Here is a 23,170-nt window from a genome sequence, read left to right as displayed (position 1 = left end):
GACGCTTGAGTGTCGTCGGTGGCAGCGGTGTCCTCGGTGCCGTTCGCGTCGTCGCTCGCCCTGCCGAACGCCGCCCGCAGCTCCGCCTTCAGCGACCGCTGGAACGCCGTCACCAGCGCCTGCACCACCATGGGCTGCATATGCGCCGACAGCGACTTCATGGCCGCCACATGCTCCGGGTCCGACTCCCGCTCCCGGTACGGATTCCACACCTCGTCCCGGAACAGCCGGGTGAGCTCGTGCGCCGCCGAGCGAGTGTGCTCCAGCAGGACCGTGCGGGCCGCCAGGATCGTCTCGTGCGCGATCGGCACGTCCAGCAGCTGCACCCCGAGCCGCAGCAGTCCCGGGTCCAGCCGGTACGCCTGCTCCTGCTCCCCGCGCTCCACGACGCCCATGGCGGCCAGCCGGTCGATGTCCTGCTCGCTCAGGGCGCGGCCCGCCCGGCGCTCCAGCTCCGCCCGGGTCGCATCCTCCGCTGGCGAGTCCGGCGACCAGGAGGCGACCAGCGCGCGGTGGATCGCCAGATCGTGGGCGCTCAGATCGGTGGGCAGCTGCTCCAGGTAGCGCTCGATGGCGGCGAGCGTCATCCCCTGGTGCTGGAGCTCCTCGATGAGGGCCAGCCGGGAGAGATGACCGTGACCGTAGTGGCCGACCCGGCGCGGTCCGATCACGGGCGGGGGCAGCAGCCCGCGGGTGCTGTAGAAGCGGATGGTGCGCACGGTCACCCCGGCGCGCGCGGCCAGCTCGTCGACGGTGAGCGTCGGCTCCTCGGTCTCCGTCGCCATCTATAGAGCCTCGCTTCCACTTCCCGTACGGTCCGTGCCGTGTGTGCCGCCCGTGCCGCAGCGCGGTGCAACAGTATTGCTGTCTCACCAGTGTTGTGAAACCCTCCCGGGCCCGCCGATATCTCCGATGACCCGTTGTCAGAGGCCCCTCGTACGCTGGGCTCATGACGGGGATCGCATATGTGCGCGGGGACGCCACCGCGCCGCAGGGCAAGGGCGTCAAGATCATCTCCCATGTCTGCAACGACCTCGGCGGCTGGGGGAAGGGCTTCGTGCTGGCGATATCGCGCCGCTGGCCGGAGCCGGAAGCCGCGTACCGCCGCTGGCGCCGCGAGCGGGCGGGCGGCGGCTTCGGCCTGGGGGCCGTGCAGTTCGTCCAGGTCGGGCCCTGTCTCTGGGTGGCGAACATGGTCGGCCAGCGGGGCATGCGGACCGGCAGCAAGGGCGTGCCCGTGCGGTACGAAGCGATCGACACGGCGCTCGGCGCGCTCGCCGACAAGGCCGTCGAGCTGGGCGCGTCCGTCCATATGCCCCGGATCGGCTGCGGGCTGGCCGGAGGGAAGTGGTCGCGCGTGGAGCCCCTGATAGCCGAGCGGCTGACGGCCCGGGGGATCGCGGTGACGGTGTACGACTACGGGGACTGAGCCGCTTCCCGGCGGCTGCCCTGGGCTTCGCTGGGGCCTGTGTCATACGCTGAGCGCCGTGTGACCGGGGAGGTCACTGCACAACTGGGGGGCACCATGAACTCGTTCGCTCGCAGGGCCGCCGCTTCCATGGCAGGGCTCGTCGTCGCGTCCGCGCTCGTCACCGGCTGCAGTTCCGGTCCCGAGGAGAAGGACGCGGCCGGGGCCGCCGAGCCGGGGGCTCCGGCAGCCGCCGCCGAGACGCCCGGGGAGAGGCCGTCTCCGGTCGCCGCCGGCGCCAAGGCGCTGAGCGTGGGACAGACAGGCGCCTTCACGGCCGTCGACGGCGAGGACGACTCCAAGAAGACGAAGATGCAGGTCACGGTCAAGAGCGTGAAGTACGCGACGCCCGCCGATGTGGGCACGACGAACGAGCCGGAGGGCCAGTTCGTCGTCCTCACGCTCACGATCAAGAACGTGGGCGACAAGCCCGGGGCGTTCAGGCCGTACGGAATGATGCAGTGGGAGGACGCCGAGACCGCCGCGCAGGACGCGACCACGCTGGAGACCGTCGAAGGCCAGCAAGTCGACGCGGTGTACAAGCCCGGTCAGTCGGCGACCGGCGGCGTCGTCCTGGACGTCGTCCGCCGCGGCGGGACGGTCAGCTACCACGACGGCATCGGGTCCGACCCGTCGTTCACCGTCAAGATGCCGAAGTAGTCCTGAGGCCGCGTCCTGACACGGCTCGGCGGCGTCAGGGGCGTGCCCCGTCGAGGGCGCGCCCCTGACCTCTGCTCAGCACGGGTTCAGCACGGGCTCAGTGCGGGGGTGCTCAGAAGAACGCGTCGGATGCGTCGGGCTAGTACACGTTCACGCCGTACGCGCTGAGCGCCTCCCTCACCGGCTGGTGGATGGCCGAGCCGTTCGTGCCCGAGCAGCCCGAGCTGCCGGAGTGGATGCCCAGGGCCACCGAGCCCGCGAAGTGCGCGCCGCCGCTGTCGCCACCGGCGGAGCACGCGGTGGTGCGGACCATGTTGTAGACCGGTCCGTCGCCATAGTTCACGGTGACGTTGACGGCCGTGACGGACCCGCTGGTCACCCTGGTCGTGGAGCCGCTCTTCTTCAGAGCCTGGCCGACGATGGCGTCCGCCGCCGAGGTGATGTCCTGGTACCCGCCGTTGTAGAGGTTGACGTTCCCGGCGGGCTGGGCGCCGCCGCTGTACCGGACGATGCCGTAGTCGTTGGTCGGGAAGCTGGTGCCCACGCGGGTCCCGATGGACGGGCCGCCGGACGTGGCCGACCAGCTGGCGGCCGCGTTGGTGCAGTGGCCGGCCGTCACGAAGAACCGGGCCGCGCCCTGGGCGACGTTGAAGGCCGCCGAGCAGCGGAAGCCGCCGCCGTAGATCGCGTCGCCGCCGGCCACCTCCTTGGTGAAGACGCCGGGCACCCGCGTGATCCGCACGCTGTCGCCCAGGCTCGCGGCCACCTTGTTCAGTCGCGCCATCGAGCTCGCGGAGACCGACTGGTCGGCCTCGACGGCGATCTGATTGGTGCTGGGGTCGACGCCCCACGAGGTGCCGGCGAACTTCGCCTTGGCTTCCAGGGCGGCCATGGCGGCTTCGAGCTGTGCGGCGCCGCGCTCGACCAGCTTGGCCTGTGCGCCGGCGGCGCGCACCTGGTCGGCGGCTTCCTCGTCGGTGACGGTCACGACCAGCGCGCCGCTCTTGGCGTCGAGATACGAGCCGGCGGTGCGGTCGCCGAGTGCGGCGTCGAGGGCAGAGTGCTGGGAGTACTGGGCGGCGGAGGCCGAGACTCCCGGCACGGGCTCGGGGGAGGCGACGGCGTCGGGGTCGGCGGCTGCGGCCGTGCCGGAGCCGAGTCCGACGGCCGGAAGTGCGATGAGTACGGAAAGGCAGATGCGCGCGCGGAGCGTGCGTCTCATGGGGGGCTTCTCCTTCGTACGGGTCCGCTGTGGGGGGGATTGCCGAGGAGCTATTTGGACTGGACCAGTCCGCGCCCATAATGTGGCATGTCCCCGTCATGTCGGCAAGGCTGTGGGGCCGTGAGCGGGGGCAGCTGAAGGCCGTACGAGGGCCAGGGCGGCGCATCCGTTCACGGGAACTGACGGATCGTCGCCATCATCGCGAGCGTCGCGCGCACCCGCCTGTCGCGTCCCGCTGAATGGCCCATGCCGGGCGGGCTCGGGATGCGGGGACGGCGGGTACGGCTGTGACGGAGGTGGCGGTGATGGCCCTGGCGACCCTGGCGGCGGACACGGCGGTGGCGACCATGGACGGGCCCCGGACCCGTCATGGCCGCCACCGCGACACACCGAACCCCTCGCGCGGCCGTCACTGCCGAAAGCGGTCCTGGCCAGCTGCGAAGGGTGTGCGACTACCGCGCCGAGGCGATGACGGGGTAGTGGTCGGAGAGGTTGGTGTACGTGTACGTCTTGCCCCAGCTGGAGACCGACCAGGGGGCGCTCTGCTCCTTGATCACCTCGTTGGTCCAGTTGGCCGGCTTGGCGTGGCCGGCGCGGTGCAGGACGTAGTCGAGGTCCTCGCGCGGGTCGTCCGGGTAGCGATCGGAGGCGATGGAGTTCTGGTCCGTGTCGAAGGAGTACGAGTGGCCGGTGCGCGCGTCCGCGCCGACGAAGCCGCCGTCGGCGAGCATCGAGGCGTACTCCGGCGTCCGCGAGTCGACGTTGAAGTCGCCGGCGACGACGACCTGCTCGGACGCGGGGATGTTCTTGGCGTCCAGGAACGCGTCCATCGCCTTGAACTGGCGGCTGCGCATCTGCGCGGCCTCTCCCGCGCCGCAGCCGGGGTCGGTCGACTGGGCGTGCGTGCCGACGACGTGGACCTTGGCGCCGTTGACGTTGAGCACGGTGTAGACGAAGCCCTTGTTGGACCACCAGTCGGCGCCGCAGGCGTCCTTGTAGACGTACTGCTCCTTGCGCACGATCGGCCACTTGCTGAGGACCGTGACCCCGCCGTCCTCGGGGGTGGCGGACGAGTACGAGCCGCCCGTCGCGTCCCAGCCGTCCTTGCTCCGCCCCATCACCGGCGTCTGGTACGGGTACTGGGCGGCGGCCTTCTGCTTGAGGGCCTCCGACGAGGAGTTGTCGAAGGCCTCCTGGAGGACCACGACGTCGTTGCCCTGGAAGAACGAGGTCGCGGGGATGGCCGCGGCCCGGTGGTCCTGGCCCCAGTTGGGGTACAGCGTCTTGCTGAAGAGGAAGGCGTTGTACGACAGCACCTTCAGGCTCGGCGTCGCGGCCGCGGCCTGCGTCTGAGCGTCCGTCTGCGTCTGGGCGTCCGCCTGCGCCGGAGCGGCGGCGGCGAGCAGCGCGGCGGCGAGTGCGGTGGACAGGGCTGCGCCCGGTATGCGGCGGAGCGCGGAGTGCGGCACAGGAACTCCCGTTTCTGGTGGGGGGTTGGGACTGGCGCGGCATATCAAATCAGCCAGAGTTACCTCCTGGTAATGGCCGGGAGGCGACTTTCTCTCCGCAGTCGAACGATCGGACTAACTCCGACGAAGCGCGTGTCCTTCTGTACCTCTTTGGGGAGGTAAGTTATGCGCTATGAACGATCAATTGATTCCGATGGACATCGGCCCGCTCAACCCCACCGGGTGGGGACTCATCATCGCGTGGGTGGCTTTCTCGATCGTCTACCTCGTGCTTGCCAAGCGGCTGCTGCCCCGCATCAACCGCGTCCTGGTCCAGCGCGATCAGAAGGTCCACGGCGTCGCGGTGGAGGCCGAGCAGGTCCTCGACCAGGCCGCTGACGTGCGGAACGAGCACGACGCCGTGCTGGCCGCGGCCCGCCACGACGCCGCCCACACGCGCCAGCAGGCCTACGAGGAGGGCACGCGGCTGATCGCGCAGGCCCGGGAGGAGGGGATGCGCGAGCGCGAGCGGATCCTCGTCTCCGGTCGTGCGGCGATCGAGGCCGAACGGGTCGCAGCCGGCGGGGAGTTGCAGCCGGATCTGGAGACCTGGGCGCGCGAGCTCGCCGAGCGCATCCTCGGGGAGCCGACGGGGGCGTCGGTGCAGCGCTCGCGCGCCACGGACTGACGTCGACGCCAGTCCGTCACCGACAGCCAGTCAGTCCGCCAGTCGGTCCGCCGGCCCGCTAGGTCGACGGTTCACCAGCCCAGCAGTTCAACAGTCCAGCAGTTCAACAGTCCAGCAGTTCACCAGGCCGAAGGCCGCCACCGGCAGCCTTCGGCCTTCCGTATTCCCGGTCCGGAGAACGCCGAGCAGTCGAGCATGTGTGCGTAACCGTCCCCCTATGGGTGATCTTGTCGAACTCATGGGTGTACGCCGCATACCGAACGGATATGCGTGCGCAAAGCCGGTGAGTTCACAGCCGAGACGACGCACATCAGGAATACATACCAGGTGGGGAATGGAATGAGTCTCTACACCAAAGCCGCGCGCGACCGACGGGGCGAACTGGCGCGGCGGGCCCGCCTGTGGACCGAGGCGGAATGGTTCTCCGCGGCGGCCGTCTGCGCCATCGCCGTCAACGCGACGCTTCTGGGAGTGGAGACGTACGCCGGCTTCGCCGACCGCTGGGAGGCGCACCTGAAACTCCTGGAACACGTGCTCCTGGGCCTGTTCACGGTCGAGATCCTGTTGCGCGCCGCTTCTCACGCGGACCGTCCCGGGGCCTTCTTCCGCAATCCCTGGAACCTCTTCGACATGGTGGTCGTGGGCTGCGCATTCCTTCCGTTCCTCAGCGAGAACACCACCGTGCTGCGGTTGCTGCGGATGGCCCGGGTCGTGCGCACGGCGCGCTTCCTGCCCCAACTGCGCATCATTCTCACGGCGATCGGCAAGAGCGTTCCCGGCGCCGTGAGCTTTCTGCTGGTCGGCGCCTTGCTGCTGTACATGTACGCGATGCTCGGCTGGGCCTGCTTCGCCGCCGACGACCCCGAGCACTACGGCTCGCTCGGGCGCGCGGCGCTCACGCTCTTCGTGCTGATGACGCTCGACGGACTCGGCGACGCGGTCCACGCCGGGCTGCAGATCTCGCCCTGGTCGATCGTCTACTACGCTTCGTATGTGCTGCTCAGCTCGTTCCTCATGGTCAACCTGCTGATCGGCGTGGTGATCGACTCGCTGGAGCAGGCTCGCGCGCTGGACGCGCGCCGCAAGTCGCCCCGGCCGCCGGCGGATCCGGCCGTCGCGTCCGCGAGGGAGCTCCGGGAGCGGATCGCGGCGGCCCGCGAGGGACTCGACGACCTGGAGCGGCTGCTGACGCTGGTGCCCGCGCAGCCCGAGAAGGCGGACGCCCAGCAGGGTCCGTAGCGGCAGGCAGCGGCTCGGCTTCTGAGCGGGGCGGCGCCCGCTCACACCGGGCCGAGCAGAGCAGGGCAGGCAGCCGGCCGGGAGCGGACCGCCGCGGGTCGTGGCGGGTCGCCGCCGGGGCCAGGACGTTCCCCCAAGCCGCCGGGAGGGCCCTCGCGCCGTCCCCGGACGCGGTCGGCGATCTTCCGATCGCATAATGGACTCGAGACACCGAGCGCGAGCGCCGCGCCTGCCTACTCCTGGGAGCGCACCGATGAGCAGGGCCGCAGCAGATCCCGTGCCGCCTCCGCCGGGCGGAGTGCTGTGGAGCCTCGCGGGCGACGTCCGGGCGCTGCTGATGCTGCCCGCCGCCCTTACCCTCCAGGTCGCGCACCCCGCCGTCGGCGCGGGCGTCGACGAGCACTCCGTGTTCCGCACCGACCCCTGGGGCCGCGGAGAGCGCTCGCTGCGCTCGCTCCAGCTGTGGGTGTACGGCGGAGAGGCCGCGGCCGAGGAGGGCCGCAGGCTCCGCGAGCTGCACCGGACGATCCAGGGCGCCGACGCCCACGGCCGCCGCTACCACGCGCTCAGCCCCGCCTACTACTCCTGGGTCCACGCCACCGGCTTCCCCGTCTACCAGCACGCGACCCGCTATCTGGTGCGCCCGCTGACGAAGGCGCAGGAGCGGAAGCTGTACGCGGAGTGGCTCCAGGTCGGCCGGATACTCGGGATCCACGACCGGGACATGCCGCAGACCATCGAGGAGTTCTGGCCGTACTACCGCAAGGTGCTCGCCGACGAGATCGAGGCGACCGTCGTCGTCCGCGAACTGGTCGACGTGGACGCGCCCGTGCCGGCGCCGTCCTATGGGCCGCCGGCGCTGCGGCTGCTGCTGCGTCTGCTGTGGCCGGTGCTGCTGCCCCGCCTCGCGCGCTTCCGCCGCTTCATGACCATCGGGCTGATGCCGCCGGACGCCCGAGCAGCCATCGGCCTGGAGTGGACGGACGAGCAGGAGCGGACGCTGCGCCGGTTCTGCGCGGTCGTACGGCTCGTCGTTCCCGTGCTCCCCGAGCGGCTGCGCTACCTTCCGCTCGCCCGCGAGGCGCGCCGCGCCGCCAGGGCTGCGGGGGTCTCGCCGCACCGCCGAGCGCGCTGAGCCGGGCAGGGCAGCGCAGGTCCGGGGCGAGCCGCCGAGCACGCGCCGCTCAGGCGGAGGCCCGCCGCACCAGCGTGGTCGCGGTGATCACCGGTCCCGGCGGCGAGGCGTCCGGGCCGCTCTCGTGCAGCATCCGCATCAGCAGCCGGACCATCAACCGGCCCATGCCCTCGATGTCCTGACGGATCGTCGTCAGCGGGGGATCGGTCGCCTCCACGACCGATGCCATGTCGTCGAAGCCCACCAGCGCCACGTCCTGCGGCACCCGCCGCCCCGCCGCGCGCAGCGTCCGCAGCGCCCCCGAGGCCATCAGGTCGTTGGCGGCGAAGACGGCGTCGACGTCGGGGCGGCGCTCCAGCAGCTCGGCCATGGCCCGCGCCCCGCTCTCCGCGGTGAAGTCGCCCTGGCAGACCAGCTCCGGATCGGGGGGCGGCAGCACATCGCGGTAGCCGTCGATCCGGTCCTGCGCGGAGGTCTGGTCGCGCGGACCGGCGATGTGCGCGATGCGTTCGCGGCCGAGCGAGACCAGGTGGCGTACGGCGTCGCGGGCGCCGCCGCGGTTGTCGCAGTCGACGTACGTGACGGCCTGTTCCGAGGCCGCGCCCGGCCAGCCCGGCCTGCCGCCGAAGACCGTCGGTACCTCGACCCGGCGGATGATGGAGGGGAGTTCGTCGTCGGTGTGCAGGGAGAAGGCCAGCGCGCCGTCGACGTGGCCGCCGCCGAGATAGCGCGCGATCCGGTCGTAGTCGCCCGGCCCCTCCACCCAGAGCAGCACCAACTGGGAGTCGTTCGCCGTCAGTTCACGGCTGATGCCCCGGACCTGCTGTTCGAAGAAGGGGTCGGAGAAGATCCTGAACTCGGGCTCGGCGATGATCACGGCGACGGCGCCGTTGCGGCGGGTGACCAGCGTGCGGGCCGCGTGGTTCGGTACGTATCCGAGCTCCTCGACCGCCCGGCGCACCTTGTCGACCAGCGGCGGGCGCACGCCCGCGCCGCCGTTGACGACCCGGGAGGCCGTGGCCCGGGAGACGCCGGCGCGGGCGGCGACGGCTTCCAGCGTGGGGCGGGCCCCGGTGGTCTGCTCGGGCAAGGCTGGCGCTCCTCGTCTGACGGCGTGAGCTGCTGCGGATACAGGGTATCGGGGCCGGGCACACCCCTCAGAGAGCGCTCTCGCGCTGCTCAGGCGACCAGCGGAAAGCGCCGCCGCCCCTGTGGGACGACGGCGCTTGCGACTCCTCGACGGCCTGCCGGGGAACGGCGTCCGGCAGGGGCCCACTCGCCGGGGGCAGACCCTGCTGGCGACTCCTCGACGGTCCGTCGGGGCTCGGCCTCCGGCAGACCCCGCCCGCGACTCCTTGACGGTCCGCCGGGGCACCCGCCCTCCGACAGGGCCCCTCGCCGGAGGCAGCCCATCAGCGGCTCCCAGCCAGCGGCCCCTCTCGGCAGCCCCTGTCAGCGGCCGTCGTGACCGTGACCGTGACCGCGACCGTGGTCGTGGATCGTGTTCGTCGCCGCGATCTTCTTCCACGACTTCGGCTGCGCGGGCTTCGCCGGCTGCCCGGCCTGGGCCGACGCGCCCGCCCCGCCCGCCTCGGCCGACTGCGACTTCGACGCTGACTGCGACTTCGGCTTCTTCTGCGCGATCTTCGCGTCCGCCGCAGCAGGCGCGGCCGGCTTCGACGGCTGGTACAGCCAGGTGTCGAAGAGCCCGGCGAGCGGCTTGCCCGAGACCTTCTCCGCGTACTTCACGAAGTCGCCGACCTTGGCGTTGCCATAGGCGTACTCGGCCGGCCAGCCCTTGAGGATCGCGAAGAAGTCCTCGTCGCCGATCGCGTTGCGCAGCGCCTGGAGCGCCAGCGCTCCCCGGTCGTACACCGCGATGTCGAACTGCTTCTCCGGGCCGGGGTCGCCCGGCTTGACCGTCCAGAACGGGTCGTCGGCCGCGCGCTGGGCGTAGACGTAGTCCGCCAGCTCCTGCGCGGTGCCCTCGCCCTCCTTCTCCGACCACAGCCACTGGCTGTAGCGGGCGAAGCCCTCGTTGACCCAGATGTCCTTCCAGCCGTCGACGGAGACGCTGTCGCCGTACCACTGGTGGGCCAGCTCGTGGACGACCACGGAGACGTTCGCGCCGTTCGCGAACTGCCGCGGGCTGTAGAACGGGCGGGTCTGCGTCTCCAGCGCGTAGCCGCTGGTCACATTGGGGACATAGCCGCCGAGCGCGTTGAAGGGGTACGGGCCGAAGAGCCCGGTCAGCCACTCGGCGACCTCACCGGTCCGCTCGATGCTGGCGCGCGCCGCGCCGGCGTTGTCGCCGAGGTCCTTGCTGTACGCGTTGAGGATCGGCAGCCCGTCGGCGGTCTTGTCCGTCGTGACGTCGAACTTCCCGACGGCGAGCGTGGCGAGATACGACGCCTGCGGCTTGTTGGAGCGCCAGTTGTAGCGCGTCCAGCCCAGGCGCGAGCTCTGCGACTGGAGCACGCCGTTGCTGATGGCCTGGCTGCCGTCGGGCACCGAGACCGACACGTCGTACGTCGCCTTGTCCAGCGGGTGGTCGTTGCTCGGGAACCACCACACGGCCGAGTCCGGCTCCTGGGCGGCGACTCCGCCGTCCGGCGTGCGGTGCCAGGCGGTGTAGCCGCCGATACTGAGCTCGGAGGGCTTTCCGGCGTAGCGGACGACCACCGACAGGGACTTGCCCTTGGCCAGCGGCGCGGACGGAGTGATCTCGAGCTCGTGGTCGCCGCTGGTGGCGATCTTCGCCTTCTTGCCGTTGACCAGCACCTCGCTGACCTTCAGACCGAAGTCGAGGTTGAACCGGCTCAGATCCTGCTTGGCGGTGGCCAGCAGGGTCGCCGTGCCCTCCAGCAGGTCCGTCTTCGGCTGGTACTTCAGCCTCAGGTCGTAGTGGGAGACGTCGTATCCGCCGTTTCCGCTGGCCGGGTAGTAGGGGTCGCCGATGCCCGGGGCGCCCGCGGAGACGTCGGCGGCCGACGCTGGGATCGCCAGCAGCAAGGAGGCCGCGAGCGTGCTCGGGACGATGAGTCTGCGGTGCACAGAAGCTCCAAGTCGTGGGGGCCGATGATCTTCTCGTCGACCCTAGACAGCCGCGGCGCCCGCCGTCAGGAGCGCGGCTCGGCCTTTCACATGATCGCCATTCGGCCGACATGACCCGCTGCGCCCCATCGGTCCCTCTGGTGTGCTGACTGCCCCCTGTCGCACGGGAGTTGGCCGGAGTACCGTCCGCCCATGTCGATACGTGCGCGGGGCACCCGATTGAGGTGCAGATCGCTGATGGTGGCGGCCTCGGCCGCTCTGATGGCCGTGAGCCTCACCCCGACGGGGGCGCAGGGCGCGCCCGCCCAGGAGAGCCGTACGGTCAGGGAGAGCAAGCCCGTCTACTCGTACGAGAACGCCGTCCGTGAGTCCGTATGGGTGGACACGCGCCTCGACGGCGACGGGGACGGCCAGACCGACCGGGTGGCCGTGGACGTCGTGCGTCCGCGCGAGCCCGCGCAGCAGGGCCGGAAGATCCCGGTCATCATGGACGCCAGCCCGTACTACGCCTGCTGCGGACGCGGCAACGAGAGCCAGAGGAAGACGTACGACGCGAACGGGAAGCCGGTCCAGTTCCCGCTCTACTACGACAACTACTTCGTTCCGCGCGGCTACGCCTTCGTCGCCGTCGACCTGGCGGGCACCAACCGCTCCGACGGCTGCGTCGACGTCGGCGGGCGCTCCGACGTCCAGTCCGCCAAGGCCGTCGTCGACTGGCTGAACGGCCGGGCGCGCGGCTACACCACGCGCACCGGGGCCGAGCGGGCCCGCGCCGACTGGAGCACCGGCGACACCGGCATGATCGGCAAGAGCTACGACGGCACGATCGCCAACGGCGTGGCCGCCACCGGGGTCGAGGGCCTCAAGACGATCGTCCCGATCGGGGCCATCTCCTCCTGGTACGACTACTACTTCGCCAAGGGCGCGCCGCTGTACGACTCCGGCCCCGAATGGCTCTCGGACTATGTGGAGAGCCCGGAGGCCAGGGCCCGCTGCCAGGCGGTCCAGAAGCGGCTGGTCGACGAGGCGCCGCGCACCGGCGACCTCACCCGGCTGTGGGGCGAGCGCGACTATGTGCCGGACGCGGACCGGGTCGAGGCCAGCGTCTTCGTCGTGCACGGGATGCAGGACCTCAACGTCCGCGCCAAGCACTTCGGCCAGTGGTGGGACGCCCTCGCCCGACAGGGCGTGGAGCGCAAGATCTGGCTCTCGCAGACCGGGCACGTCGACCCGTTCGACTTCCGGCGCACAGAGTGGGTCTCCACCCTGCACCGCTGGTTCGACCACTATCTCCTCGGCTACGACAACGGCGTCGAGCGCGAGCCGATGGCCGACGTCGAGCGCGCCCCCGACCAGTGGTCGACCGACCGCGTCTGGCCGCCGCGCGCCACGCAGACCACCAGCCTGCGCCCCGGCAAGGGCGAGCTCCCGGGCGTCGGCACGCTCGGGCTGGCCCCCGCGCGCCCCGGAGCGACCGAGACCTTCGCCGACGACCCGCTGCTCGACGAGACCGACTGGGCCGCCGCCGTCGACCAGCCGACCCCGGCCAAGGCCGGATTCGTCACCCCGCCGCTCAGCCGGGACCTGCGGCTGTCCGGGTCGGCGAAGGCGACCGTCACCGTCGCTCCGTCTACGGCGAGCGCCCATCTGTCGGCGGTCCTGGTCGACGTGGGTCCCGACACCATCCGCGACTACGCGGCGCCCGGCGAGGGCATCGCCACCCTCGCCGAGCGCACCTGCTGGGGCGCGAGCACCTCAGGGGACAGCTCCTGCTTCAAGGAGACCGAGGCGCGCACGGCCGACGTCGACTACACGGTCTTCAGCCGCGGCTGGGCCGATCTCGGCAACTACGCCTCCGACGCCAAGGGCCGCCCGCTGACCCCCGGCAGGCCGTACACCATCACCCTCGACCTGCACGCCTCCGACCATGTCGTCCCGGCCGGGCACCGGCTCGCCCTGATCGTCGCGGGCACGGACCGCGATCTGATCGACCCTCCGGCCACGAAGCCCACGCTCACCCTCGACCTCGCCCGTACGGCGGCGAGACTGCCCGTCGTCGGCGGCGCCTCCGCCTATCTGAGGGCCGTCGCGGGGTCTGCTGAGACGGCCGGCCCCCGCGAGTCCCGCCTCGACGGGGTGGCCGAACCGCGTCCGATCCGTCCGATTCCGGGAGGCAGCACCCGATGAAGTCCCCCTTCCGCGCGAGGTCCCCTCGCCGCACGACCTCGCCCGTCCGCGCCCTCGCTCTGACGGTCGCGTCCGCGGCGCTCGCCGTGCCGCTGGTCGCCGCCCCCGCGCAGGCCGCGCACGACCCGCTGCCCCGCACCGGCTTCGAGGCCAGCCAGGGGGCGCGCTGGACCAGCCAGCCCGAGGAGCAGGCGTTCCTGGCAGCCGTCGACCGGGGCAGCGCGCGCATGACGGTCGGGAAGATCGGCGTCACCGAGCAGGGCCGCCCGCTCCAGCTGGTGAGCGTCGGCGCGCGGCACGCCTCCCACACCGTGCTGCTGATCTGCAGCCAGCACGGCAACGAGCCGTCGGGCCGCGAGGCCTGTCTGACCACGATCCGCGATCTGGCGTACGCCCAGGACCGCGACACCCGGCGCTTCCTCGCGCGTACGCGCGTCCTGGCCGTCCCCACCGCCAACCCGGACGGGCGCGCCGCGAACACCCGCGGCAACGCCGCCGGGGTGGACGTCAACCGCGACCACATCGCCCTGGAGACCGCGGAGGGGCGGGCCGTCGCCGCCGTCTTCCGCGATCAGCGCCCGGACGTCGTCTACGACCTGCACGAGTACGGCGCGACCCCGCTGTACTACGACAAGGACCTCTTCGACCTCTGGCCGCGCAACCTCAACACCGACGCGGCCGTCCACCGGGAGTCGCAGGCGCTGTCCGGCCGGTACGTCCGCCCCGCCGCGCACGACCACGGCTACAGCACCGGCACCTACGGCATCTGGACCGACCCGGTCACCGGCGATCCGATCAAGCAGACCGCGGGCGACGGCCAGGAGCGCATTCTGCGCAACGCCTCGGGGATCAAGAACTCGGTCGGTCTGCTGATCGAGAGCCGGGTCGACCCGATGACCGAGGAGGAGAAGGCGGACCCGGCGGCGAACAACCGCCGGCGGGTCGAGAGCCAACTCTCCGCCCTCGGCGGACTGTTCTCCTTCAGCGACGAGCGGCGCGGCCGGATCGAGGCCGCGACCTCGGCCGCACGCCTGTCGGGCCTGAGAGACCGCGGGCCGGTCTATCTGGGCGGCGCGGACAACGACCCGGCGACCGAGGACGAGATCCTGGCCGACCCGCCCTGCGGCTACCGGCTGGACGGCGCCCAGTACGCCGACGTGCGCGACGAACTGGCCCTGCACGGGGTGGCTGCGCGGCCCGAGGGGAGCGGCGCCTTCGTGCCGCTGAGGCAGTCCCAGCGCAAGCTGATCCCGCTGCTCCTCGACGCCCGGGCGACCTACCGTCTGACATCGGGGCAGGCGATCACCGCCTGTTGAGAACCGTGATGTGCATCACATGTGGTAGGGGGTAACGGAGTGCGAAAGCAGGTTCTCCGTACCGCTGAAAGGTGCCACTTGTGTCGCAAGACGAAAACCGACCGGAAGGCCGGGGAGAGCTGTCGGTGACGGCCGACCTCCCCGGCCATCCCCAGGAGACCGGGCGGCCCTCGACCGACCGCGTGGTCTTCGGCGTCACCGCCGTTCTCACCGTGGCCTTCGTCGTGTGGGGAGCGGTGGCCACCGACACGCTGGAGGACGTCTCCAGCTCGATGCTGAGCGGGCTGATCCACAACGGCGGCTGGGCCTTCGTGCTCGCCGCGTCCGGCTTCGTGGTCTTCGCGCTCTGGCTGGCGATCAGCCGGTACGGCAAGATCCCGCTCGGGCAGGAGAGCGAGGGCCCCGAGTTCCGCACGGTGTCCTGGGTCGCGATGATGTTCAGCGCCGGCATGGGTATCGGCCTGATGTTCTACGGGGTGAGCGAGCCGCTGGCGCACTTCGTCGAGCCGCCGCCCGGCACGGACCCCGCCGACCCGGCGCAGGCCATGGAGACGGCGATGGCCACGACCCTCTTCCACTGGACGCTGCACCCCTGGGCGATCTACGCGGTGGTGGGGCTCGCCATCGCGTACAGCACCTTCCGGCGCCGCCGTCGGCAGACGATCAGCGCCGTCTTCGTGCCGCTCATCGGCGAGAAGAGCGCGCTGGGCGTTCCCGGCCGGGTGATCGACATTCTGGCGATCTTCGCCACGCTCTTCGGGTCCGCCGCCTCGCTGGGCCTGGGCGCCCTCCAGATCGGCAGTGGGGTGACCGAGCTGGGCTGGCTGGAGAAGGTCAGCACCGGGCTGCTGGTCGGCATCATCGCGACGCTCACCGTGGCCTTCGTGCTGTCCGCGGTCTCCGGCGTGGAGAAGGGCATCCAGTGGCTGTCCAACATCAACATGGTGCTGGCGCTGCTGCTGGCCGTGTTCGTGTTCGTCGCCGGGCCGACGATCATCATCCTCGATCTGCTGCCGACGTCGATCGCCGCCTACTTCGGCGACCTGGCCGAGCTGGCCGGCCGCACCGAGGCCTCCAGCGGCGAGGGCGTGGGGGACTGGCTGGGCAGCTGGACGGTCTTCTACTGGGCGTGGTGGATCTCCTGGACGCCCTTCGTCGGCATGTTCATCGCCCGCATCAGCCGGGGGCGGACGATCCGCCAGTTCGTGGGCGGGGTCATCCTGGTGCCGAGCACGGTCAGCCTGGTCTGGTTCGCGGTCTTCGGCGGCACGGCGATGACGCTTCAGGAGAGCGGCCGGCTGGGCGAGGAGGCGACGCCGGAGGGACAGCTCTTCGCGGTGCTCCAGGAGTATCCGATTCCGACCGTGATGAGCCTGCTGGTGATGATCCTCGTCGGCATCTTCTTCGTGTCGGGCGCGGACGCCGCGTCCATCGTGATGGGCACGCTCTCGCAGAAGGGCAGCTTCGAGCCGTCGAAGCCGGTGGTCGTCTTCTGGGGCGTGCTGACCGGGGCGGTCGCCGCGATCATGCTGCTGATCGGGAACGGCAAGGGCGACGCGCTGGCCGGACTCCAGAATCTGACGATCCTGGTGGCCGCGCCGTTCGTGATCGTGATGATCGGGATGTGCGTGGCCCTGATGCGCGATCTGCGGCACGACCCGCTGATCGTGCGCGGCGAGCGCGGCGACGAGGCGGTCGAGTCCGCGGTGATCGCGGGGCACGCGAAGTACGACGGCGACTTCGAGATCCGCATCGGCCCGGGGCCGGGGCCGGAGCCGGAGGAGGACCGGCCTGTGGTCACCAAGAGTTGATCATGTCGGTAAAGTTACCGATTGGTATTGATCAACCCCCTCAACGGGGCAAGCACCACCTGCACTTGGAGACACCCATGCGTCGACGCATCACCACCCTCGCTGTGACCGCCCTGATGGCGGGCGGTCTCGCACTCGCCTCCGCACCGGCCCAGGCGGCGCCCGCCGGTGGGATGATCACCTGCAACCCGGCGCAGCTGCGCGTGGACGCGGCCAAGACCCGCCAGGCCGCCGAGCGCGCGAAGGTCGCGGGCCGGTACCAGGAGTGGCGCCACGGGATCGCGGTCTCGAACGCGCTGCTGGCCAGGGCTCAGCAGTGCGAGGACTCCGAGAACAACAACGCGTTCTCGGCCTGAGGCGACGGCGCCGCCCGCCCCGGTTCGCTCGGGGCGGGCGGCGCTCGGCTGTGTCAGGGGGCGGGTCTGAGCATGCTTGGGCCGGGGAGGCGCTCAGCCGGCCCGGCGCGCGAGAGCGGCCGCCGCATCGGCGCAGCCCCACGCGACCGTCACCCCCGCGCCCCCGTGGCCGTAGTTGTGCACCAGCAGCCCGCCGCCGGGCAGCGGCTCGGACTCGATCCGCACACCGCCCTCCCGCGCCGGCCGCAGCCCCACCTGGTGCCCCAGCACCCGGGCCTTCGCGATCTCCGGGCGGATGAGCGCGCAGCGGGCCACGATCGCCTCGGCGGTCGCCGGATCGGGCGTCAGACTCCAGTCGCCCTCCTCGGCCGTGCCGCCCAGGACCAGCCGGCCGGGCTGCGGAAAGAAGTACGTCGACTCGCTGGACGAGTGGTCGACCGCGGTGAACCACTCCTCGATCCCCGGGTTCTCCACCAGCACCAACTGGCCGCGCACCGGGCCCACTCGCGGGTCGCGGGCCAGCTCGCGCGCGTCGATCCCCGTGCAGTCCACCACGGTCGGCGCCTCGGCGGCCGCCTCGGCGAAGTCGCCGACCGACCGGATCTCCACCGTGCCACCCGCCGCCTGGAGCCGCGCCCGCAGCCAGGCCAGATGCACGGGCATGTCGACGAGCGGCAGCCGCGCCCAGATCCCGGTGTCGTATCCCGTCGGCAGCTCGTGCGCCGCCGCCTCGCGCACCTCGGCCAACTGCCCCGCCCACGGCCCCAGCCCGTCCAGCCGCTCGCCGGCCTGGACGCCCGCGACCAGCCGCACGCCCGTCTCCTGGGGACGGGCCGCCAGCTTCTCGTACCTCCGCAGCGAGGCCACGGCCCAGTCGCCGACGCGCTCTTCGGGCTCGATGCGGTACGGCCACCACAGCGCGCCCGCCACCGCCGACGTCGTCTTCTCGGCGGGATCCCGGGCCCACAGACGCACCCTGCCGCCGCTCTCCGCCAGCACGATCGCCGTGGTCAGGCCGATGACCCCGCCGCCCACCACGATCACATCGCCCGCACCGCCCGCGTCGCCTGTCATGGCTGGACGGTAGCCCAATGCGAGAACCCGTGCTCAGAACTGCTCGCAGCTGGGGATACTCAGGACATGTCTGCCGAGTACGCGACCTTCGGGCTGGCGCCGGCGATGCGGGCCGGGGGAGTCCTCGAAGGTGGCGCCTATCAAGTGCACCGGGACTTCATGGACTTCATCGTCGACGGACGGCCGCTGCTGTTCCAGCTCTCCGACCTCGACGCCGTCTCGCCGCTGGCCTCCGACGTGCCTCCCGCGATCTTCACCGCGCAGGTGCGCACCCTGCTGCTGGACGCGCAGCCGCCGCTGGAGGGCGGACGCTGTGTGATCTACGGCTGTCCGGAGTGCGAGGACATCCGGTGCGGCGCCGTGACCGCCGTCATCGAGCGGGACGGCGACGACGTCGTCTGGCGGGACTTCGCCTGGCAGACGGACGCCACGGCGGATCTGGACCGCAACGGCTATGCGGGGATAGGGCCGTTCCGCTTCCGCGGCGAGGAGTACCGCGCCGAGCTGGAGCGGCTGCTCCCGGACGGGGACGCGGCCCCGCCGGTCCGCCGCCGGGTGCTGCTGATCGGCGCGCGGGTGGCGGTGCTCGCCAAGCTGGCCGCCGCGCTGCGGACGATCGGCATCGGCGCGGAGATCACCCACGACGCGCCCCAGGTCCCCGACGACGAGCTGCGGACGTACGGCGCGGTGGCCTTCGGGCGGGCGGTCGGCGAGAAGGAGCGCGCGGCGGTGCGGGCGGCGTTCGCGCGGGCCGGCGCGGACGTGGCGTACGTCGACGGGCTCGCCCCGATCATCCCGCTGCTGGTGGCCCAGATCGAGCAGGCCCTGGACCACAGCCCGCCGGAGCTGCGCCGCCTGACCCGGCTCGCCCCGCAGAACGGCGGGGCGGCGGTGGAGGTGACCTCGGCCTGCCGGGTCAAGCTGGTGGCGTACCGCCTGGACCGGCTCTACCGCACCCACACCCGCGAGCTGTTCGACGGCATGCTCGCGGCGGGCGAGCACCTCATCCCCCTGGAGACGGCGGCGGTGAAGGGTCAGGCGTTCCTGGTGGCCCGGACCATGGGGAGCGTGCGGGTGGCGCCGATGCGGCGACCAGAGGCCTGAGGAGGGGCGGCCTGAGCGGCGGCGCGCGGCGCCGGGGGCCGGAGCCTGGTCGGGGGGCCTTGGGTCCCATAGGGGCGGCCTGATCGGCGGTGCGCGGCACCGGGGGCCGGAGCCTGGTCGCGGGGTCCTTGGGTCCCCGAGGGGTGGCCTGAGCGGCGGCGGGCGGCGCCGGGCCCGGAGCCTGGTCGGGGGGTCCTTGGGTCCCATAGGGGCGGCTTGATGGGCGGCGGGCGGTGCCCGAGCCCGGTCGCGAGGCCCCGAGGCGCTCGAACCCCCGGCCCGGGGCTCGGGGGCTGGGGCCCGCGCAGGCCGCATTAGGATCGGTTCCCTCATGACTGCCACCCTTGTCGCCAAAGACCTCGCCGCCGCCCACGGCGATCGCTCCCTCTTCTCCGGCCTCGATCTCGTCGTCGCTCCCGGCGACGTCATCGGGCTCGTCGGCGTCAACGGCGCCGGCAAGTCGACCCTGCTGCGGATGCTCGCCGGGCTCGACCGGCCCGAGCAGGGCGAGCTGCGGCTCTCGCCGCCCACCGCCGTCGTCGGGCACCTCCCGCAGGAGCCCGAGCGGCGCGCCGGGGAGACCGTGCGGGAGTTCCTCGCCCGGCGGACCGGCGTCGCCTCCGCCCAGGTCGCCATGGACGCGGCGACCCAGGGGCTCGTCGAGGGCGCGCCCGGCGCGGACGACGCGTACGCCGACAGCCTGGAGCGCTGGCTCGGCCTCGGCGGCGCGGACCTGGACGAGCGCGCCGAGGAGGTCGCCGCGTCGCTCGGGCTGACGATCGGCCTGGACCAGCCGATGACCGCCCTCTCCGGCGGCCAGGCGGCCCGCGCGGGTCTCGCCTCCCTGCTGCTGTCCCGCTACGACGTCTTCCTGCTCGACGAGCCGACCAACGACCTCGACCTGGACGGGCTCGAGCGCCTGGAGAGGTTCGTCGGCGGGCTGCGCGCCGGCGTCGTGGTGGTCAGCCACGACCGCGAGTTCCTGACCCGTACCGTCACCAAGGTCCTCGAACTCGACCTCGCACAGCAGCAGATCACGCTCTACGGTGGCGGCTACACCGCGTACCTGGAGGAGCGCGAGCGGGCCCGCCGCCACGCCCGCGAGGACTTCGAGGAGTACGCCGACAAGAAGTCCGCCCTCGAGGGCCGCGCCCAGATGCAGCGCTCCTGGATGGACAAGGGCGTCAAGAACGCCCGGCGCAAGGCGACCGACGGCGACAAGATCGGCCGCAATATGCGCAGCGAGGCGAGCGAGAAGCAGGCTGCCAAGGCACGCCAGACGCAGCGCATGATCGAGCGCCTCGACACGGTGGAGGAGCCCCGCAAGGAGTGGGAGCTGCGGATGGAGATCGCCGCCGCGCCCCGCTCGGGCGCCGTCGTGGCGACGCTCCGCTCCGCCGAGGTCCGCCGCGGCGACTTCGCCTTCGGACCGGCCAGCCTCCAGATCGACTGGGCGGACCGGGTCGCGATCACCGGCGCGAACGGCGCGGGCAAGTCCACCCTGCTCGCCGCCCTGCTGGGCCGGCTCGCCCTCGACGCGGGCCACGCCTCCCTCGGCTCCGGCGTCGTGGTCGGCGAGGTCGACCAGGCGCGCGGGCTCTTCTACGGCACCGAGACCCTCCTCGACGCCTTCTGCGCGGCCGTTCCCGACACCGAGCCCGCCGAAGTGCGCACCCTGCTCGCCAAGTTCGGCCTCAAGGCCGACCATGTGCTGCGGCCGGCCACCACGCTCTCGCCGGGCGAGCGCACCCGAGCCGCCCTCGCGCTGCTCCAGGGGCGCGGCGTCAACCTCCTCGTACTCGACGAGCCGACGAACCACCTCGACCTCGCCGCGATCGAGCAGCTGGAGTCCGCCCTCGACTCCTACACCGGCACCCTGCTGCTGGTCACGCACGACCGCCGGATGCTCGACGCGGTGCACGTCACCCGCCGTATCGAGGTCCGCGACGGCAAGGTCGTCGAGCACTGAGCGAGGCGGCCCGAAAGCCGCTCGGACGGACGGGGAGACGGCGTACGCGCCAGAGCCTCTCCCCGCCCGTACGCTCCAGAGCCGCCCGCCCGTCCGACCGCGCCAGAGCCGTCTCGCGGCCCGTCCGCCCGCCCGTCCGAGCGCGCCCGCGGACGGCGCGCGCTCACCGCAGTCTGACCACCCGCAGCAGATACTCGCTGCGGTCGAGCGGATTGCAGTCCGTCCGCGGCCGGTCCGGAATCGTGCCGACGACCGGCTCATAGCGCTCGAAGGCGGACTCCAGCACCCCCTCGCCGTGCGTCAGCGCGGGCAGCTGCCGCTCCAGGGCGTGCACCTCGGCCGCCGGGATCTCGCCCTCCAGGACGCAGACGGCGCCCTGCGTCGCCTGCGTCCTCGGGAACGCGCGCAGCCGGGCCAGCACCGGCAGGACCGGCCCGAGGGCGTCCTCGGGCAGCTCCAGGCGGAAGCGGTGCAGGGGCTCGTGCACCCTGGTCCCCGCCTGCTCCAGCGCGCTCATCAGGACCAGCGGCGTCAGCTGCCGGAAGTCGCCGGCCGTGCTCGACATGGACTTGTCGAAGACGCCGTGGGAGTGGCTCTGGCGCGGCCAGTAGCCGCTGTGCGTCATGGTGACCGTGCAGTCGGTGACCCGCCAGCCGCGCACTCCCTGCTGAAGTGTCTGCAGCACGGTCTCCTCGACCGCCTTGAAGAAGGAGTACGGCATCGAGCCGAGCTCGACGCCCAGCCGGAACTCCACGCCGGAGTCCAGTGGCGCCGGGTCGACGCGCAGCCCGACGGTCGCCAGAAACGGATTCGGGTCCTGGTCGATGATCTCGACGGCCGAGCCCGATCCGACCGGCCGCTCGACACAGAGGGTCGTCGTCTCCCGGAAGCCGACGTCCACGCCGAACTCGTCGGCCAGGGTCGCCTGGACGACCTCCTTCTGCACCTCGCCGTAGAGCGATACGGAGATCTCCTGCCGGATGTCGTCCTGCCGCAGATCGATCAGCGGATCCTGCTCGGCGAGCTGGGCGAGCGCGCTGTGCAGAGCGCCCCTGTCGGCCGGGCGGCTGGGGACGACGACGGTCTCCAGCGTCGGCGGGGCGAACTGGCGCTCCGCCGTGGTCTTCGGCGGCTCCGCCGACGGGTCGCCGACGGCGTCGCCGATCCGGACGTCGCCGAGCCCCCACAGCTTGCCGATCTGCCCTGCCGCGACCGACGGGCGCCGGACGGCCGTCCCGTGGTCGAAGACGCTGACCGCGGTGACCTTCCCCTCGCCGTCCTGGCCGATGCGCAGCCGGTCGCGGATCCGGACCGTTCCCGAGAACATCCGGACGTACGCGATCTTCTCCCCGGCCGGCCCGCGTTCGACCTTGAACACGCTGCCCGACGCCGGCCCCTCGGCATCGCCCCCGGCCGCCGGCAGCAGCTCCTTGATCCCGCGGACCAGCGCGTCCACGCCGGCGCCGGTGATCGCCGAGCCGAAGTACACCGGATGCACCAGCGCCCGCCGGGTCTGCGCGGCCAGCTCCGCGCGGATCTCGTCGTACGCGAGCGTCGTCGCGTCGTCCACGTACGCGGCCAGGAACGCGTCGTCGTGGTCGGCGAGCAGCTCGGCCAGCCGGCCCGTGAACGAGCCGTCGGCGGCGGTGTGCGGGACGCTGGCCGCCTCCCTCGTGCCGAGCCCCTCGGCCGACCCCATGGGGACGATCGACGGGGACAGCTTCTCGGCGAGGTCCCGCAGCACACGGTCGTACTGCGCGCCCCTGCGGTCGATCTTGTTCACGAAGACGAGCGTGGGAATGCGCAGCCGCTTCAGCGTCCGCATCAGGACGCGGGTCTGCGCCTGCACGCCCTCCACGGCGGAGACGACGAGCACGGCGCCGTCGAGCACGCTCAGCACCCGTTCCACCTCGGCGATGAAGTCCGGGTGGCCGGGTGTGTCGATCAGATTGACGGTGACGTCGTCGACGGCGAACGAGACGACCGCGGACTTGATGGTGATGCCGCGCTGTCGTTCCAGCGCCAGGGAGTCGGTCTGGGTGCTTCCGTCGTCGACGCTGCCGATCTCGTCGATGACTCCGGCGGAATGCAGCAGCCGCTCGGTCAGGCTGGTCTTACCGGCGTCGATATGCGCCAGGATCCCCAGATTCAGCGTGTGCACGAAGTGTCATGTCCTCAAGGTGGATGGCGATGGCCTGCTGAGTGGACATGGACGTTCCGCGCATGATCGCCTCCTTGAGGGACTTCTCGACGTGGGGGAGTAGAGCAGGGGGCCCAGGGAGCGGGCAACTGATTAATCGTCGGGGGACGGGTGCAGGGGGACGGGAGCAGGGAGACGGGTGCGGGCGGGAGGGGGGAACCCCCCCCCCCCCCCCGGCCCGACATGCGGCGCGCCCCCTGGCCGTGAGTGGCCACCCCACAAACGGCATACGCCGCCGC

General features: G+C 71.9%; 17 protein-coding genes and 1 pseudogene. 11 read left to right on the top strand and 7 right to left on the bottom strand.

What is annotated here, in order from left to right:
- Positions 1–65: 65 nt before the first annotated feature.
- Positions 66–785: pseudogene (locus AB0M39_RS32055) on the bottom strand (MerR family transcriptional regulator); the annotation flags it as partial.
- Positions 786–949: 164 nt separating this feature from the next.
- Here AB0M39_RS32055 and AB0M39_RS32050 point away from each other — a divergent pair.
- Both AB0M39_RS32050 and AB0M39_RS32045 read left to right on the top strand, forming a co-directional pair.
- A complete protein-coding gene (locus AB0M39_RS32050) occupies positions 950–1,429 on the top strand; it encodes a macro domain-containing protein (protein ID WP_365369939.1) in 480 nt (159 codons plus the stop codon).
- A 96-nt stretch (positions 1,430–1,525) separates the two neighbouring features.
- A complete protein-coding gene (locus AB0M39_RS32045) occupies positions 1,526–2,128 on the top strand; it encodes a DUF4352 domain-containing protein (RefSeq protein WP_365369937.1) in 603 nt (200 codons plus the stop codon).
- A 139-nt stretch (positions 2,129–2,267) separates the two neighbouring features.
- On the opposite strand, the gene AB0M39_RS32040 is transcribed toward AB0M39_RS32045, so the two are convergent.
- Positions 2,268–3,350 carry a S1 family peptidase gene (locus AB0M39_RS32040; RefSeq protein WP_365369935.1) on the bottom strand — a complete coding sequence of 361 codons (1,083 nt, stop codon included), beginning with the start codon at positions 3,348–3,350 and terminating at the stop codon, positions 2,268–2,270.
- Positions 3,351–3,802: 452 nt separating this feature from the next.
- The gene (gene sph / locus AB0M39_RS32035) at positions 3,803–4,819 is read right to left on the bottom strand and encodes a sphingomyelin phosphodiesterase (protein WP_365369933.1); all 1,017 of its coding nucleotides are present in this window, start codon (positions 4,817–4,819) and stop codon (positions 3,803–3,805) included.
- A 172-nt stretch (positions 4,820–4,991) separates the two neighbouring features.
- On the opposite strand from sph, the gene AB0M39_RS32030 reads away from it, so the two are divergent.
- From AB0M39_RS32030 to AB0M39_RS32020, 3 genes are all read left to right on the top strand, one after another.
- Positions 4,992–5,486, top strand: a complete 495-nt coding sequence (locus AB0M39_RS32030) for a hypothetical protein (RefSeq protein WP_365369931.1) — start codon at positions 4,992–4,994, stop codon at positions 5,484–5,486.
- Between the two features lie 339 nt (positions 5,487–5,825).
- A complete protein-coding gene (locus AB0M39_RS32025) occupies positions 5,826–6,725 on the top strand; it encodes an ion transporter (RefSeq protein WP_365369929.1) in 900 nt (299 codons plus the stop codon).
- A gap of 253 nt (positions 6,726–6,978) precedes the next feature.
- Positions 6,979–7,860: an oxygenase MpaB family protein gene (locus AB0M39_RS32020; RefSeq protein ID WP_365369927.1), complete on the top strand. Its 882-nt coding sequence runs from the start codon at positions 6,979–6,981 to the stop codon at positions 7,858–7,860.
- A gap of 49 nt (positions 7,861–7,909) precedes the next feature.
- Here AB0M39_RS32020 and AB0M39_RS32015 read toward each other — a convergent pair whose 3' ends face one another.
- Both AB0M39_RS32015 and AB0M39_RS32010 read right to left on the bottom strand, forming a co-directional pair.
- The gene (locus tag AB0M39_RS32015) at positions 7,910–8,950 is read right to left on the bottom strand and encodes a LacI family DNA-binding transcriptional regulator (RefSeq protein WP_365369925.1); all 1,041 of its coding nucleotides are present in this window, start codon (positions 8,948–8,950) and stop codon (positions 7,910–7,912) included.
- Positions 8,951–9,312: 362 nt separating this feature from the next.
- Positions 9,313–10,914, bottom strand: a complete 1,602-nt coding sequence (locus tag AB0M39_RS32010; RefSeq protein ID WP_365369923.1) for a M1 family metallopeptidase — start codon at positions 10,912–10,914, stop codon at positions 9,313–9,315.
- A 192-nt stretch (positions 10,915–11,106) separates the two neighbouring features.
- Between AB0M39_RS32010 and AB0M39_RS32005 the strand changes: the two genes are divergently transcribed.
- The 4 genes from AB0M39_RS32005 (at position 11,107) to AB0M39_RS31990 (ending at position 16,584) form a co-directional block, all read left to right on the top strand.
- Positions 11,107–13,101: a Xaa-Pro dipeptidyl-peptidase gene (locus tag AB0M39_RS32005; protein ID WP_365369921.1), complete on the top strand. Its 1,995-nt coding sequence runs from the start codon at positions 11,107–11,109 to the stop codon at positions 13,099–13,101.
- On the top strand, positions 13,098–14,417 hold the full coding sequence (locus tag AB0M39_RS32000; protein ID WP_365369919.1) for a M14 family metallocarboxypeptidase: 1,320 nt from the start codon (positions 13,098–13,100) through the stop codon (positions 14,415–14,417). The genes AB0M39_RS32005 and AB0M39_RS32000 overlap by 4 nt, the downstream gene beginning before the upstream one ends.
- Positions 14,418–14,497: 80 nt before the next feature.
- Entirely contained in the window at positions 14,498–16,228 is a 1,731-nt protein-coding gene (locus AB0M39_RS31995) for a BCCT family transporter (protein WP_365369917.1), read from the top strand.
- 77 nt (positions 16,229–16,305) lie between these two features.
- On the top strand, positions 16,306–16,584 hold the full coding sequence (locus AB0M39_RS31990) for a hypothetical protein (protein WP_365369915.1): 279 nt from the start codon (positions 16,306–16,308) through the stop codon (positions 16,582–16,584).
- A 93-nt stretch (positions 16,585–16,677) separates the two neighbouring features.
- Here AB0M39_RS31990 and AB0M39_RS31985 read toward each other — a convergent pair whose 3' ends face one another.
- Positions 16,678–17,658 carry an FAD-dependent oxidoreductase gene (locus AB0M39_RS31985; RefSeq protein ID WP_365369913.1) on the bottom strand — a complete coding sequence of 327 codons (981 nt, stop codon included), beginning with the start codon at positions 17,656–17,658 and terminating at the stop codon, positions 16,678–16,680.
- Between the two features lie 66 nt (positions 17,659–17,724).
- Here AB0M39_RS31985 and AB0M39_RS31980 point away from each other — a divergent pair, with 66 nt between their 5' ends.
- Together AB0M39_RS31980 and AB0M39_RS31975 are read left to right on the top strand one after the other, a co-directional pair.
- Entirely contained in the window at positions 17,725–18,762 is a 1,038-nt protein-coding gene (locus AB0M39_RS31980; RefSeq protein WP_365369911.1) for an oxidoreductase, read from the top strand.
- 331 nt (positions 18,763–19,093) lie between these two features.
- The gene (locus AB0M39_RS31975; protein WP_365369909.1) at positions 19,094–20,731 is read left to right on the top strand and encodes an ABC-F family ATP-binding cassette domain-containing protein; all 1,638 of its coding nucleotides are present in this window, start codon (positions 19,094–19,096) and stop codon (positions 20,729–20,731) included.
- A 163-nt stretch (positions 20,732–20,894) separates the two neighbouring features.
- Here the strand turns inward: AB0M39_RS31975 and AB0M39_RS31970 are convergent, their stop codons facing one another.
- The gene (locus tag AB0M39_RS31970; RefSeq protein ID WP_365369907.1) at positions 20,895–22,892 is read right to left on the bottom strand and encodes a translation factor GTPase family protein; all 1,998 of its coding nucleotides are present in this window, start codon (positions 22,890–22,892) and stop codon (positions 20,895–20,897) included.
- Positions 22,893–23,170: the final 278 nt, after the last annotated feature.

The sequence above is a fragment of the Streptomyces sp. NPDC051907 genome (genome assembly GCF_040681075.1).
GTDB lineage: Bacteria > Actinomycetota > Actinomycetes > Streptomycetales > Streptomycetaceae > Streptomyces.
This window is presented reverse-complemented; position numbering and strand designations above follow the sequence as displayed.

What these genes read in the sequence shown, in the direction of transcription:
- AB0M39_RS31985 (WP_365369913.1), bottom strand. Translation starts at nt 17,658, where the DNA reads ATGACAGGCGACGCGGGCGGTGCGGGCGATGTGATCGTGGTGGGCGGC.
- AB0M39_RS32005 (WP_365369921.1), top strand. Translation starts at nt 11,107, where the DNA reads ATGTCGATACGTGCGCGGGGCACCCGATTGAGGTGCAGATCGCTGATG.
- AB0M39_RS31990 (WP_365369915.1), top strand. Translation starts at nt 16,306, where the DNA reads ATGCGTCGACGCATCACCACCCTCGCTGTGACCGCCCTGATGGCGGGC.
- AB0M39_RS31980 (WP_365369911.1), top strand. Translation starts at nt 17,725, where the DNA reads ATGTCTGCCGAGTACGCGACCTTCGGGCTGGCGCCGGCGATGCGGGCC.
- AB0M39_RS32025 (WP_365369929.1), top strand. Translation starts at nt 5,826, where the DNA reads ATGAGTCTCTACACCAAAGCCGCGCGCGACCGACGGGGCGAACTGGCG.
- AB0M39_RS31975 (WP_365369909.1), top strand. Translation starts at nt 19,094, where the DNA reads ATGACTGCCACCCTTGTCGCCAAAGACCTCGCCGCCGCCCACGGCGAT.
- AB0M39_RS32020 (WP_365369927.1), top strand. Translation starts at nt 6,979, where the DNA reads ATGAGCAGGGCCGCAGCAGATCCCGTGCCGCCTCCGCCGGGCGGAGTG.
- AB0M39_RS32050 (WP_365369939.1), top strand. Translation starts at nt 950, where the DNA reads ATGACGGGGATCGCATATGTGCGCGGGGACGCCACCGCGCCGCAGGGC.
- AB0M39_RS32030 (WP_365369931.1), top strand. Translation starts at nt 4,992, where the DNA reads ATGAACGATCAATTGATTCCGATGGACATCGGCCCGCTCAACCCCACC.
- AB0M39_RS32000 (WP_365369919.1), top strand. Translation starts at nt 13,098, where the DNA reads ATGAAGTCCCCCTTCCGCGCGAGGTCCCCTCGCCGCACGACCTCGCCC.
- AB0M39_RS32040 (WP_365369935.1), bottom strand. Translation starts at nt 3,350, where the DNA reads ATGAGACGCACGCTCCGCGCGCGCATCTGCCTTTCCGTACTCATCGCA.
- AB0M39_RS32045 (WP_365369937.1), top strand. Translation starts at nt 1,526, where the DNA reads ATGAACTCGTTCGCTCGCAGGGCCGCCGCTTCCATGGCAGGGCTCGTC.